12 protein-coding genes are annotated in these 13,059 nt (G+C 64.7%); 5 read left to right on the top strand and 7 right to left on the bottom strand.

The annotated features are described in order from the left end of the window. Positions 1–28 precede the first annotated feature (28 nt). Entirely contained in the window at positions 29–247 is a 219-nt protein-coding gene (locus tag O7A61_RS13175) for a hypothetical protein (RefSeq protein ID WP_337130158.1), read from the bottom strand. A gap of 112 nt (positions 248–359) precedes the next feature. Between O7A61_RS13175 and O7A61_RS13170 the strand changes: the two genes are divergently transcribed. The 5 genes from O7A61_RS13170 to O7A61_RS13150 all read left to right on the top strand — a co-directional run bounded on the left by O7A61_RS13170 (position 360) and on the right by O7A61_RS13150 (position 5,641). After that, positions 360–1,019, top strand: a complete 660-nt coding sequence (locus O7A61_RS13170) for a phosphoribosylanthranilate isomerase (RefSeq protein WP_337130157.1) — start codon at positions 360–362, stop codon at positions 1,017–1,019. Between the two features lie 90 nt (positions 1,020–1,109). Further along, entirely contained in the window at positions 1,110–2,330 is a 1,221-nt protein-coding gene (gene trpB / locus O7A61_RS13165) for a tryptophan synthase subunit beta (protein WP_337130156.1), read from the top strand. A 2-nt stretch (positions 2,331–2,332) separates the two neighbouring features. Further along, positions 2,333–3,172: a tryptophan synthase subunit alpha gene (gene trpA, locus O7A61_RS13160; RefSeq protein WP_027143876.1), complete on the top strand. Its 840-nt coding sequence runs from the start codon at positions 2,333–2,335 to the stop codon at positions 3,170–3,172. Between the two features lie 48 nt (positions 3,173–3,220). Beyond that, complete coding sequence (accD, locus tag O7A61_RS13155) at positions 3,221–4,147, top strand: acetyl-CoA carboxylase, carboxyltransferase subunit beta (RefSeq protein ID WP_027143877.1); 927 nt, start codon at positions 3,221–3,223, stop codon at positions 4,145–4,147. 168 nt (positions 4,148–4,315) lie between these two features. Next, complete coding sequence (locus O7A61_RS13150; protein WP_337130154.1) at positions 4,316–5,641, top strand: bifunctional folylpolyglutamate synthase/dihydrofolate synthase; 1,326 nt, start codon at positions 4,316–4,318, stop codon at positions 5,639–5,641. Positions 5,642–5,710: 69 nt separating this feature from the next. On the opposite strand, the gene O7A61_RS13145 is transcribed toward O7A61_RS13150, so the two are convergent. The 6 genes from O7A61_RS13145 to addB all read right to left on the bottom strand — a co-directional run. Continuing rightward, positions 5,711–6,124, bottom strand: coding sequence for a type II toxin-antitoxin system VapC family toxin (locus tag O7A61_RS13145; protein WP_337104612.1), 414 nt, complete (start codon positions 6,122–6,124; stop codon positions 5,711–5,713). Then, the gene (locus tag O7A61_RS13140; protein ID WP_337104610.1) at positions 6,121–6,369 is read right to left on the bottom strand and encodes a type II toxin-antitoxin system VapB family antitoxin; all 249 of its coding nucleotides are present in this window, start codon (positions 6,367–6,369) and stop codon (positions 6,121–6,123) included. Before O7A61_RS13140 ends, O7A61_RS13145 begins: the two co-directional genes overlap by 4 nt. 84 nt (positions 6,370–6,453) lie before the next feature. Further along, complete coding sequence (locus tag O7A61_RS13135; protein ID WP_337130153.1) at positions 6,454–6,735, bottom strand: cupin domain-containing protein; 282 nt, start codon at positions 6,733–6,735, stop codon at positions 6,454–6,456. 132 nt (positions 6,736–6,867) lie between these two features. Then, positions 6,868–7,191 (bottom strand): thioredoxin, encoded by a 324-nt coding sequence (gene trxA, locus O7A61_RS13130; protein ID WP_027143880.1) that lies wholly within the window; start codon positions 7,189–7,191, stop codon positions 6,868–6,870. A gap of 74 nt (positions 7,192–7,265) precedes the next feature. Beyond that, positions 7,266–10,772, bottom strand: a complete 3,507-nt coding sequence (gene addA, locus O7A61_RS13125) for a double-strand break repair helicase AddA (protein WP_337130152.1) — start codon at positions 10,770–10,772, stop codon at positions 7,266–7,268. Then, on the bottom strand, positions 10,769–13,059 hold a 2,291-nt coding region (addB, locus tag O7A61_RS13120; protein WP_337130150.1), incomplete at its 5' end, for a double-strand break repair protein AddB. The genes addB and addA, both read right to left, overlap by 4 nt.

The following is a 13,059-nucleotide window of genomic DNA, read 5'->3' as shown; positions in this document are numbered from 1 at the left end:
GTTGGCAACGGCGACGCATTGAAGGCCGCTAGTCGTCATTCGCCGCATTGAGCTCCTCCGGCCGCAATCCCTCTTCGCCCTGATGCGGCCAGGGCAGAAAGTTCCGGTCGAAGGCGTCGCCGCCGAAATAATCCAGCGCCCGATGCGCCTCGGCGCCGTTGAAGGCGGCCTTGTCCATGAGATGCGCGATGACCTCGCGCGCCTGTGCGATCTTCTGCTTCAGTTCGGTAACGGTCTGGTCGGCCATGGCTGTGCTCCCGCCTTGCATGCTGTCCATCCATAGGTAGCGTCTTTCACCTTGCCGGCAAACAGCATGCTTTTTCTCGACTCCTAGCGCTTTTCGTGCCAATTCCCGCGTCATGGCGCTCGACATCAAAATCTGCGGCTTGAAGACCGACCTGGCAATGGCCGCGGCCCTGGCCGGCGGCGCCAGCCATGTCGGCTTCATTTTCTTTCCAAAAAGCCCGCGCTATGTCGAGCCCGTCGAAGCCGGCCGTCTGCGCGAAGCGGCGCGCGGCAAGGCCTTGGCGGTTGCCGTCACGGTCGATGCCAGCGACACTGTCCTCGATGAAATCGTGGAGAAGATGCAGCCCGACATGCTGCAACTGCACGGCTCCGAAACTCCCGAGCGGGTGACCGAACTGAAAGCCCGCCATGGGCTGCCGGTGATGAAGGCGTTGCCGCTCAGCGAGGCTGCCGATCTCGACCGGATGAGGCCGTTCGTCGGCGTTGCCGACCGCTTCCTGTTCGATGCCAAGCCGCCGAAGGGCTCCGAGCTGCCGGGCGGCAACGGCGTCGCCTTCGACTGGCGCATCCTCGCCGGCCTTGACGCCGGGATCGATTACATGCTTTCCGGTGGGCTCAACGCCGCCAACATCGGCGATGCCCTTCGGCTTGCCAATCCGCCCGCAATAGACATTTCGTCGGGCGTGGAAAGTGTGCCGGGCGTCAAGGATCCGGCGCTGATCGAACAGTTTTTCCGGGCCGTCAGGGCCGCGCGGGACGACCGCGCCGCCTGAACAAAATTTCGAACCCTGAGCATGTCCCGGAAAAGTGGGAACCGGTTTCCGACAGGGACATGCTCAAAGTACAGATCTAGGAGATCGGCGATGAACAAGCCGGCGACACCCAATTCCTTCCGCACCGGACCCGACGAACAGGGCATGTTCGGCATTTTCGGCGGTCGTTTCGTCGCCGAAACGCTGATGCCGCTGATCCTCGACCTCGAGAAGAACTGGAACGAGGTCAAGAACGATCCGGATTTCAGGGCTGAACTGACCGACCTGTCGACCCACTATGCCGGGCGGCCCTCGAAGCTCTATTTCGCCGAAGGCCTGACGAAGCTTCTTGGCGGCGCGAAAGTCTATTTCAAGCGCGAGGATTTGAACCACACCGGCTCGCACAAGATCAACAATTGCCTCGGCCAGATCCTGCTGGCCAAGCGCATGGGCAAGAAGCGCATCATCGCCGAGACGGGCGCCGGCCAGCATGGCGTGGCCTCCGCGACCGTCGCCGCCCGCTTCGGCTTTCCCTGCGTCGTCTATATGGGCGCAACCGACGTTGCCCGGCAAAGCCCCAATGTCTTCCGCATGAAGCTGCTGGGCGCCGAAGTGCGGCCGGTGACCGCGGGCCACGGCACGCTGAAGGACGCCATGAACGAAGCCCTTCGTGACTGGGTGACCAATGTCGAGGACACCTATTACCTGATCGGCACCGCCGCTGGTCCGCACCCCTATCCGGAGCTGGTGCGCGACTTCCAGTCGGTGATAGGTACGGAAGCCCGCGCGCAGATCCTTGAACAGGAGGGACGGCTGCCCGACACCATCATCGCCGCCGTCGGGGGCGGTTCCAACGCCATCGGCATGTTCCATCCCTTCCTCGATGACAAGGATGTTCGCATCATCGGCATTGAAGCGGGCGGGCGCGGCCTCGACGGCATCGAGCATTGCGCTTCGATGAATGCCGGTTCTCCCGGTGTGCTGCACGGCAACCGCACCTATCTCCTGCAGAACGCCGACGGCCAGATCCTGGACGGCCATTCGATTTCGGCCGGCCTCGATTATCCCGGCGTCGGTCCGGAGCATTCCTGGCTGCGCGACTCGGGCCGTGTCGAGTATGTGCCTATTCTCGACGACGAGGCGCTGGAAGCCTTCAAGCTGACGACGCGCGTCGAAGGCATCATCCCGGCGCTGGAATCGGCGCACGCCATCGCTCATGCCGTCAAGATCGTACCCGCCATGGACAAGGACCAGATCGTCATCGTCAACCTGTCCGGCCGTGGCGACAAGGACGTGCACACGGTGGCCTCGATGTTGGGCATGGAGATCTGATCATGGCAACCCGCATCGACCGCCGCATGGCGAAGCTCAGGAACGAAGGCCGTCCGGCGCTCGTCACCTACTTCATGGGTGGCGACCCCGACTATGCAACCTCGCTGTCGATCATGAAGGCGCTGCCGGGCGCCGGTTCAGACGTCATCGAGCTCGGCATGCCGTTTTCCGATCCGATGGCTGACGGCCCGGCGATTCAGGCCGCCGGCCTCAGGGCGCTTAAAGGCGGCCAGACGCTGGTCAAGACGCTGAAGATGGCGTCGGACTTCCGCGCCGGCGACGATGAAACGCCGATCGTGCTGATGGGCTACTACAATCCGATCTACATCTACGGCGTCGACCGCTTCCTGAAGGATGCGATTGCCAGCGGCATTGACGGGCTGATCGTCGTCGACCTACCGCCGGAGATGGATGAGGAACTGTGCATCCCGGCGTTGAAGGCCGGCATCAACTTCATTCGGCTGGCGACGCCGACCACCGACGACAAGCGCCTGCCCAAGGTGCTGCAGAACACGTCCGGCTTCGTCTACTACGTGTCGATGACCGGTATCACCGGCTCGGCGCTTGCCGACACAGGCAAGGTCGCCACGGCGGTCCAGCGTATCAAGGGTCACACCAACCTGCCGGTCTGCGTCGGTTTCGGTGTCAAGACCGCCGAACAGGCGCGCGTCATCGGCGCCAACGCCGACGGCGTGGTCGTCGGCACGGCGATCGTCAATGCGGTTGCCAATGTGCTGGGGCCGAAGGGCGAAAAGACCGCTGATCCGGCCGAGGCGGTCGCCACGCTGGTCAGCGGCCTTGCGCAAGGCGTGCGCTCGGCCCGCCTTGCTGCTGCCGAATAGTTTTCCTACTTCTCTTCCCAACTCTTCGTCAGGACAGGAGCCGAAGCGATGAACTGGATCACCAATTACGTTCGCCCGAAGATCAACTCGATGCTCGGCCGGCGTACCGACATGCCCGAGAATCTCTGGATCAAGGATCCCGAGACCGGCGAGATGGTGTTCCACAAGGACCTGGAATCCAACCAGTTCGTCATCCCGTCCTCCGGCCATCACATGAAGATCTCGGCCAAGGAGCGGCTGAAATTCTTCTTTGATGACGGCAAGTACGAGACCCTGGACAATCCCAAGGTCATGCAGGATCCGCTGAAGTTCCGCGACGAGAAACGCTATGTCGACCGGCTGAAGGACGCCAAGGCCAAGACTGGCCTGGAAGACGCCATCATCAATGCGCTGGGGACCGTGGAGGGCCTCCCAGTCGTGGTGACGGTGCAGGATTTCGCTTTCATGGGCGGCTCGCTCGGCATGGCGGCGGGTGACGCCATCGTGCATGGCTTCGAGGTCGCCTTGCAGCGCAAGCGACCGCTGATCCTATTCGCCGCTTCCGGTGGCGCCCGCATGCAGGAAGGTATCCTGTCGCTGATGCAGCTGCCGCGCACCACGGTCGGTGTCGACCGGCTGAAGGAAGCCGGCCTTCCCTACATTGTCGTGCTGACCAACCCGACCACCGGCGGCGTCACCGCCTCCTACGCCATGCTGGGCGATGTGCACATCGCCGAGCCGGGAGCGTTGATCGGTTTTGCCGGTCCGCGCGTCATCGAGCAGACCATCCGCGAGAAATTGCCGGACGGCTTTCAACGCTCCGAATATCTGATGGAGCACGGCATGGTAGACATGGTGGTGTCCAGGCTGGAAATGCGCCAGACGATCGCGCGGCTTTTGAAAATGCTGCTCAAGATGCCCGAGGAGCAAAAGCCACTGGAACCGGAAATCATGCCGCCGGCCGTGCTTGCCGCCGAAGCCCGGCCGCAAGCTTGACGCTACAATGGCCGGCCGCGACACCGGCCTGACGTGAGACTGGCCTGACGCGACATTGGCCGCCGCGGACAGCGATTGCGCAGCATCCGTGGCGCGCTGTAGCCTTTTGATAGCCGTGGTCATTGCGGGAGCGATTCTGGCTCTCGGGCCATGCGCCGGGATTGTGCCATGACGACGCTTGCCGCTGACCGCGAAATCGAAGCCCTGATGGCGCTTCACCCGAAAGGCTTTGACCTTTCGCTCGACCGCATCACGCGGCTTCTGGAGCGGCTGGGCAACCCGCAGGACCTGCTGCCGCCGGTCATCCACATCGCCGGCACCAACGGCAAGGGTTCCTGCGCCGCCTTCTCGCGGGCGCTGCTGGAAGCTTCCGGCCGGCTCGTCCATGTCCACACCTCGCCGCATCTGGTCAGCTGGCACGAGCGCTACAGGCTTGCGGCCGAGGGCGGCGGCAGGCTGGTCGAAGATGACATCTTCGCAGAGGCCATTGCCCGCGTCGCCAAGGCCAATGCAGGCCAGAAGATCACCGTCTTCGAGATACTCACCGCCGTCACCTTCGTCCTGTTTTCGGAACATCCGGCCGATGCCGCCATCATCGAGGTCGGTCTTGGCGGCCGCTTCGATGCCACCAATGTCATCGCGCGGCCGGCCGTGTCGGTGATCATGCCGGTGTCGATGGACCATGAGGCCTATCTCGGCGACCGTGTCGAGCTGATCGCCGCCGAAAAGGCAGGCATCATGAAACGCGGCTGCCCGGTGGTCATCGGCGCGCAGGAAAGCGAGACCGCGCTGCAGACGCTGATCGACACCGCGGAGCGGCTGGAATGTCCGACCCTGGTCTATGGCCAGGATTTTCTCGCTTTCGAGGAAAACGGCCGCATGGTCTACCAGGACGATGATGGCTTGATGGACCTGCCATCACCGCGTCTGCCCGGTCGCCACCAATTCGCGAATGCGGCAGCGGCGATCGCCGCGGTCAAGGCCGCCGGATTCGAGATCAGCCACCGCGCCGCCGAGAAGGCGATGACCAACGTCGCCTGGCCAGGCCGCATGCAGAAGCTGGTGCAGGGCCGGCTGGCGGAACTTGGGCCGAAGGGCGCCGACATCTGGCTCGACGGCGGCCACAATCCGGGTGCCGGCGTGGTCGTCGCCGAAGCGCTGGCCGAGCAGGAGGAAAAGAACCCGCGCCCACTGTTCCTCATCTCGGGCATGATCAACACCAAGGACCAGAGCGGCTATTTCCGCGCCTTCAAGGGCCTGGTCAAGCATGTCTACACGGTGCCAGTGAGCCAGAGCGACGCCGGCGTGCCAAACGACGAGCTGGCCATCCGCGCCACGGAAGCCGGGCTGACGGCCGAACCGGTAAACTCCGTCGCCAGCGCCCTGATGCTGCTGCGCGATACCTGGGACGGCCCGACGCCGCGCATCCTGATCGGGGGGTCGCTTTACTTGGCCGGCGCGGTTCTCGCCGAGAACGGCACGCCGCCAACTTGAGGCGCGACAATTACATCTTACGTGGCTCTCGGCGGCGGGGAAATTCGTCCTACCCGGATTTCACCCGCTTCAGAAATCCCACGGTGAGATCAGGTCAAGGCCGGTGGCGCCAAAGTCGTTGAGATTGCGTGTTGCCAGCCGGCCTCCGTTTACGCGCGCGATCGCGGCAATCATTCCGTCGGGAGCCGACATGCCGCGGCCTTGGCGCGCCGCTGCCCCCATGATCTCGCCATAAGCCAAGGCAGCCTCTTCCGTCAGTCCAAAAATCCGGTCGGCAAATCGATGGCGCCATTGGGAAAGGCCCAGCTCCAGCCGATCGGCACGCTCATCAGGTCTTATTTTTTGAATGCCGAAGGCAATTTCGGCAATCGCCACTGTGGGAAGGGCCAGTTCAGCATCATTCCGGACAAGCCACGCCAGGACGGCCGTATCCGGCGCCTTCCTCAGGGTCTCCGAAATCACATTGGTATCGACAAAAATCAAAGCTCAGGCCCTGGATGGACCCGGCGGCCTTCGCGGATAATCTTCTCCAGATCGATATCGGTGCCACTGGTTGACGCAAGTCGAGCATAGAAGGTGGATGGCGGTTCGCGACCCGCTTCACGAATCTCGTAGGACTCAAGCGCACGCTCGACCACATCGGCTATCGAACGATTTTCGCGGCGAGCAAGTCTATGGGCCAGGTCGCGCGCTTTTGCACTGCGGACTGAGAGCTGTGGTTCGGCCATTTCAAACTCCCGTTCGAAAAGGGAAATATATACCGATTATGACATGCCATCAAGATGGCAGTTGATGGCATGCCATCCTAACAACTACTTCAGCTCGATCTCGATAAAAGCGTACTCGCCCTCGTTGGCGCTGATGACGTCGTGTTCGACGCCCTCCTTGCGGAAGTAGGGGGAACCTTTCTTCATTTCGGCGAAGGTTTCGCCGTCCTTGGTCACCAGCTTCAGCTTGCCGTCCATCAGCGGGACCACGACATAGTCGTGGCGGTGGCGATGCCAGCCGGTATTGTCGCCCGGCCGGAAGCGGTATTCGGTGACGATGACACGCTCATTGTCGATGAAGACTGTGGCCTTGGCGGATCCGGTCATTTCTCTCTCCATGCTTCTGCTGCCAACAGAAGACATGGAGAGCCCCGACGTGAGTGCCAGAGCGGCGCACCGATGGCGCCAACAAAAAGCCCGGCGCAATGGCCGGGCTTGATATCCGAAATTCGGAATGGATCAGGCGAGATTGCCATTGACCCAGTGCGACAGCGCGGTCTTGGGCGCGGCGCCAACCTTGATGTCGGCCACTTCGCCGCCCTTGAAGATCATCAGCGTGGGGATCGAGCGCACGCCAAACTGAGCGGCAAGCTCGGGATTCTCGTCGATGTTCAGCTTGGCGATCTTGACCTTGGCGCCGAGTTCAGCGGCGATGTCCTCAAGCGCTGGTGCGATCATCTTGCAGGGGCCGCACCACTCCGCCCAGAAATCAACCACGACCGGTACCTGGGCATTGAGCACATCGGCCTGGAAATTGTTCTTGTCGACCTTGACGGTGGTCATGCGGAAATCCTTTCGAAATCTTTCGCCGCACCAAATGTGGTGGTTGTCGCGCCCTTCTTCAAGCAGTTCTTGTGTCACGCTCCCGTGAGTCGGGCAAGGGCGTCGTCCATGGCCCGAGCCGGCAGTTCGATCAGCCTTGGCGCTTCGGTGAACAGCAGGGCCGCCTTGATCTCCCGCCCGGGATAAAGCGGCTGCAGCAGGGCGCGATACAGCGCGAGTTGGAGCAGGTAGGCCGGCGGGACTTCGGCCAGGGAAGCGGGTGCGGGCCTGTTGGTCTTGTAGTCGACGATCGAAACCGTATCCGCTGTCACCGCCAACCGGTCGATCTTCCCGGAGATGGAGCGGATTTTGCCCTTGACCTCAAGGCTGCCCATGATCGCGACCTCGGCACGTGACGACGGCGCGAACAGTTGACCGAGGCGGGGCTCGGTAAGGATGGCCACGACCGAGGCCAGAGCCTTTTGGCGCTCGGCTTGCGGCCACGCCGCACCTGTTCGCGAGAGGTAACGCTCTGCCGCACTTTGGCGGTCGCTCTCGGCAATGCCGGGCAACATCTGCAGCAGTTTGTGCAGGGCGAGCCCGCGCAGCACGGCAAAACCCGGCTCGGCATCGGCGTCCAGCACCGGCGAGGCCTTGTCGACCACCGCTTCCTTGCCTTCCTCGATCAGCGCCGAGGCGCCCGACGGCGACAATGGACGCGGCAGGTCCTCGAAAGGCGGCAAGGGCCGGAACAAAGTCGCCGGCAACGGACCGAACGCATCTACCTGCCGCGCCTGCTCGCCCGGGCTTGGCGTAACCGGCGGCAGTTTGGTGACGTGAAAACGGTAGACAGGCTCGCCGCCGGCTGGATGCGGACGCTGTTCGCTTTCGGGCGCGCCGCTCAGTGCTCGGCTGACGATCGAATGCCAGGTGCCGCTGTTCGGCGCCCGCTTGCCGTGATAGCCGCAGACGATCAACCGGTCCTCGGCGCGCGTCATGCCGACATAGAGCAGCCGGCGGTACTCGTCGTCGGCGAGTTCACGGGCGCGAGCGGCGGCCGTTTTCGAAAAGCCGTTGGCGACGTCGCTCGCCGAACGCCAGAGGTAGCCCTTGCCGTCCCAATGCCGGCCCGAGCCGTCGAAAGGCATCAGGCGCGGCAAATGCTGGTCGCTGAACGGGGCGGAACCGCCGTCGACCAGGAACACAACCGGCGCCTCCAGGCCCTTGGCCGCGTGCACGGTCATCACCCTGACCTCGTCACGGGTCTGGTCCATCTCGCGTTTGATCTCGGGGCCGGCGTTTTCCAGCGTCGACAGGAAGGCTTCCAGCCCGGGCAGGCCGGTCCGCTCCTCGGCAAGGCAGAAGCTCAGGAATTCGTCGAGAATATCGCCGGCTTCCGGCCCGAGCCGCGCGATCATCTTGCGGCGCACGCCATCGCGCGCCAGCAGGGCGGCATAGAACTCGAACTCCGGCTTCAAGGCGGCCTCGTCAGCCCAGGCGTCGAGTTGCGCAACGATCGCCGCTAGCGCTTCGCTTTCGCAGGCATGCTGGCGCAGCGATGCCGTCAGCGACACGCCGGGCGGCCTCTGTGCGGCGAGCGTGAAAAGCGTCTCCTCCGGCAGGTCGAAGATCGGGCTGCGCAGGACGGCGGCCAACGACAGGTCGTCCTGCGGCTGGATCAGCAGATGGCCGAGCGCGATCAGGTCCTTGACCGCGATATGTCCGGGCAGGCTCAGCCGGTCGGCGCCGGCAACCGGAATGTCGCGCCGCTTGAGCGCGCGCGTCAGCGCGTGCACAAAGCTGTCGCGCTTGCGCACCAGCACCAGCACGTCGCCCGGCCGCAGCCGCTTGCCACGGCCCTCGATGATTTCGCCCTTGCCGATCCAGCCGGCAATGGTGGCCGCGACATTCTCGGCGACGCGCACCGCCGGTGCATGGGCATGGTCGATGGCTTGCGCCCAGTCGTCGGGCTCGTCGACGGCCTCGGCGCCGATCGATGGCCAGACCTCGACATAGCCCGGCGCATCGGTGCGGATCGCCTTGTGGTTCAGCGGATCGGGGTCGTGGCTGATGCCGCGCCGCACGATTGGATCGGCAAAGATGCGGTCGACGGCGGCCAGCACATCGTCCGTGGAGCGGAACGACCACGTCAGCTTGAGGTCGGCGAAGGACGCCTCGGCGTCGCGCACCCGCCCGGCGAACAACAATCGGCTGTCGGCGAAAGAATCCGGTGCCGCGCCCTGGAAGGAGTAGATCGACTGCTTCTCGTCGCCGACGGCAAAGACCGTGCGGTGGACCCGGTCGCGAGCGCCAAAGCCGGCGAAGAATTCTTCCGCCAGCCGCTTCACCACCTCCCATTGATCCGGGCTGGTGTCCTGCGCCTCGTCGAGCAGGATGTGGTCGATGCCCTGGTCGAGCTTGTACTGAACCCAAGGGCCGGCATCGGGCCGCGCCAAGAGGTTCACCGTGCGGGTGATCAGGTCGTTGAAGTCGAGAAAGCCGCGGCTGCGTTTCAACACTTCGTAGCGCGCGATCAGCCAGTCGGCGATGGTGAGCGCCGCGCATGTGCCTTCCAGCATCCGGAACAGCGCCAGCCGGTCGACGGTTTCCATGATGGCGCTGGCCGCCGAGAGATAGCGCTCGGCGAGATCTGGCAGCCGGTCGGTCAACGCCTTCTTGAAGGCGTTTGCCGGGTCGTAGGGATCGCCATCGGTTTTGAGGAAGGCTCTTGCCAGCAACTGCAGCCGGCGAACGGGGTCGCTCTCGGCGAAGGCTAGGCGCGCATAAGGCAGGATGTTGTTCAGCGCCGATCTGGCGTCGGTGGCTTCGGCGGCCTGGGCAAAGCCGGCAAAATAGTCCGGCAGGAAGCCGGGCAGCGGCCATATCGATGCCGCTATGCCTTCGGAGGTCTGGCCGGGCTGAAAATGGAATTCTTCGAACAAGGGCTGGAAGCCGTCACGCCCGACAGCATCGAGAAAATGGCGCAACCCGTCGCGCTTGCGCACGATTTCGCCGAGCAACGCGTCGAGACCGGCTTCGCCCCCACGCTCCAGCACAGTGGCGAAGGCCTCGGCCAAAGTCCTGTCGCCGGCGGCAGAAATCATCTCGCGGCGCGCGGCGGCAAAAAGCGAGGCTTCCATCTGGCTGTCGAGCATTTCGAAATGGGCGGGAATGTTGGCTTCCAGCGGGAACTGATGCAGCACGGATTCGCAGAAAGCGTGGATCGTCTGGATCTTCAGCCCGCCAGGCGTCTCCAGGGCCTCGGCGAACAGGCGGCGGGCTCTGCGCATGGTGTCGCGATCGGGCCGGCGTCCCTCCAACGCCTCCACTTTGGACGCCAGCTCGGCGTCACTGAGCGTCGTCCACTCCGACAGCGTCGAAAAAACCCGGTTCGACATGTTGGCGGCCGCGGCGCGCGTATAGGTCAGGCACAATATCTTCGACGGGTCGGTGCCGTTGAGCAGCAGCCGGATGACACGCTGGGCAAGCACATGGGTCTTGCCCGATCCCGCATTGGCCGACACCCAGGCGGAATTGCCGGGATCGGCGGCGCGGGCCTGGCTCGAAGCGGTATCGGTCGGGATCGGATAGGCTTTCTTCATGCCTCCCCTCCCTCATCCCCGGCGTCTCCGCCGGCCGACCATTCGAGCACGCGGGCGAGATGGTCGTAGTCGCCATCGGTTTCGCCTTCGCGAAACGGCAGCGCGCGCGACAGATAGCCGGTCGCCGGGTCGGCATAGTGGATCAGCAGTTTCTCCAGCCGCGCCCAGGCTTCCTCGGCGAGATCGGCCGCGGTGCGTTGTTGGCGGTTGTGTTCGAGTATGGATTCCTCGAACACCTCGCCATTCGGCTTCAGCCTGATGAAGGCCAGTTGCGACGGCTCGCGCGCGCCCAGGTCCTTGAACGCGCCACGCCTGAGCAGCGCGCCTTCCAGCGCCAGCTGAGGCGCCAGCAGCGTATGCGCCTGCGCTTTGGAAGGCGAAGAGCCGGTCTTGTAGTCCAGAATGTCCGCCATGCCGCCGGCTAGCAGATCGACACGGTCGGCATAGCCGGACAGCGTCACGCCGGACTGTCCGACGACGGTCTTGCCGGCGCGCTCCTCGGCATGCCGCTGGACCACCGCGTCGGCGCGCGTGCGCTCCCATTCGATGATGTTGGCGGCGAGCTTTTCGAAACGCGGCCACCACACCGCCTCGACATCGGCTGGAAGCGCTGCCTCGGCGAAACAGGCGCGGCCGGCGGCGATGAGCCCGGCCAGCGCGTCCGGCGCGCGCGGGTCCGCCACCTCGGACGAGAAGAGATGCAGGATGGCGTGAAACAGCGTGCCGCGCTCGGCCGCACCCGGATCGCGGATGAGCGGATCGAGCGGCATCAGGCCGAGGACCCTTCGGGCATAGACGGCGTAGGGGTCGCGCCGCAGCGTCTCGATCTCGGTGACGGAGAAATGCGCGGGCCGCACCGATAGCGGCGGCTTCGGCTGTGGCCGCGGCGCGAAATCCCGCTTTGGTCCGGTGTCGAGCGCGCGCGCCCAGGCAAGCAGCTCATCGCCGCGCCGGCGCAGTGCCGCCGCCTGGTCGTTGCCGATGAAGGTGAGCAGCCGCTGCAACCAGCGCGACGGCACGGCGGGCGCGTCGCCGGCACGCGCCGAGCGCGCCAGCACCACCTTCTTGGCACCCATGGCCATCTGGAAATCATGCGCGGCAAGACCGATACGCCGCTCCGGCGGCTCGAGATCGATGCCGGTCTTCATCAGCCGCGACATGAAGCGGTCGCTCTCTGGCTTGCGCGGCCAGACCCCTTCGTTGAGCCCACCGATGACCAGCGTATCGACATCCTGCAGCCGGGCTTCCAAGGCGCCCCAGATGGCGATGTTCCTGTCGGTGCCTTGCGCCGGCTTGACGGTCTCGGGGCCGATCAGCGCCTCCATCACATCGGGCCATTCGCTCGCCGCGAACGACAGCGATGCCGCAGCCGCGACCAGCCCGCGCAGCAGTTCGGCGAGCTTTTCGCCGGCGTCGCCGGCGTAAAGTTCGCCAAGGCCGCCATCAGCGGAACGGCCGAGATTCTCCAGGGCAACGACGCTGGCTTCGACCAGCGCGGCAAGGTCGGCTTCCGCCTGGCCGCGAAAGGCCGAAAGCGACGCCAGCGCTTGCTTGAGACGCCCAAGCAAATTCCGCGCGCCTTCGATGGAGCGCACGGTCAGGCGGGCAAACCAGAAGGGCGGTCGGCTGTCACCGCCGAGCCCGGTGAGGCGGGCCTCGAAAAGGTCCGGCAGCGAAGCGATGTCGGGGCGGCCGGTACCGCCGCGCAGCGCCACCAGCTCGACCAGTTCCGCCGCGTGGCGCACATCAGCGCGTTCCAAGCCAAGGCCAAGCAAGGGATGCTTGAGCAGCGACAACAGGCCGACCGGATCGCCCGGCCGGAACACCGCTTCGAGCGCCAGCCTGAGGAGGCTGGCTGCCGGGGTGTTGGAAAGCGGCGTGCCGCCGGAATCGTCTGCAACGACACCGAAGCGCTTGAGCTCGACGCTGACGCGGCGTGCCAGCGCGCGGTCACCGGTGACGAGTGCCGCTCTCTGGTCGGGGTCTTCGACCGCGCGCTTGAGCGCGACGGCGATCGCGACGGCCTCATCGCGCTCGCTTGCTGCTTCGAGCAGCGTCACGTCGGCGAAGGCGCCGGCAATACCGGACGCCGAAAACCCGTTTCGCGTCTCGGCCCACAATTCGGTGGTCTCGGCCGGCCGCAGCGCCTCGCCGACAAGGGCCGCGCGGAGCCCAAGCTTCGGCTCGGCCGCACCGATCTCCTCGACATCGCTGCGCAGCACGCCGATCTTGCCTATCAGCTTCGCCAGGCCGTATTGCGGATGGCCAAGCACGGCTGGACGCGCGC

The sequence above is a fragment of the Mesorhizobium sp. Cs1321R2N1 genome (genome assembly GCF_037179725.1).
In the GTDB taxonomy this organism is placed as follows: domain Bacteria; phylum Pseudomonadota; class Alphaproteobacteria; order Rhizobiales; family Rhizobiaceae; genus Mesorhizobium; species Mesorhizobium salmacidum.
The sequence above is the reverse complement of the archived record's forward strand: the minus strand, read 5'-3'. Positions and strand labels throughout refer to the sequence as shown.

Excerpts from the sequence above, each read along its gene's own strand:
- O7A61_RS13175 (WP_337130158.1), bottom strand. The coding sequence starts at position 247 with ATGGCCGACCAGACCGTTACCGAACTGAAGCAGAAGATCGCACAGGCG.
- O7A61_RS13170 (WP_337130157.1), top strand. The coding sequence starts at position 360 with ATGGCGCTCGACATCAAAATCTGCGGCTTGAAGACCGACCTGGCAATG.
- trpB (WP_337130156.1), top strand. The coding sequence starts at position 1,110 with ATGAACAAGCCGGCGACACCCAATTCCTTCCGCACCGGACCCGACGAA.
- trpA (WP_027143876.1), top strand. The coding sequence starts at position 2,333 with ATGGCAACCCGCATCGACCGCCGCATGGCGAAGCTCAGGAACGAAGGC.
- accD (WP_027143877.1), top strand. The coding sequence starts at position 3,221 with ATGAACTGGATCACCAATTACGTTCGCCCGAAGATCAACTCGATGCTC.
- O7A61_RS13150 (WP_337130154.1), top strand. The coding sequence starts at position 4,316 with ATGACGACGCTTGCCGCTGACCGCGAAATCGAAGCCCTGATGGCGCTT.
- O7A61_RS13140 (WP_337104610.1), bottom strand. The coding sequence starts at position 6,369 with ATGGCCGAACCACAGCTCTCAGTCCGCAGTGCAAAAGCGCGCGACCTG.
- O7A61_RS13135 (WP_337130153.1), bottom strand. The coding sequence starts at position 6,735 with ATGACCGGATCCGCCAAGGCCACAGTCTTCATCGACAATGAGCGTGTC.
- trxA (WP_027143880.1), bottom strand. The coding sequence starts at position 7,191 with ATGACCACCGTCAAGGTCGACAAGAACAATTTCCAGGCCGATGTGCTC.
- addA (WP_337130152.1), bottom strand. The coding sequence starts at position 10,772 with ATGAAGAAAGCCTATCCGATCCCGACCGATACCGCTTCGAGCCAGGCC.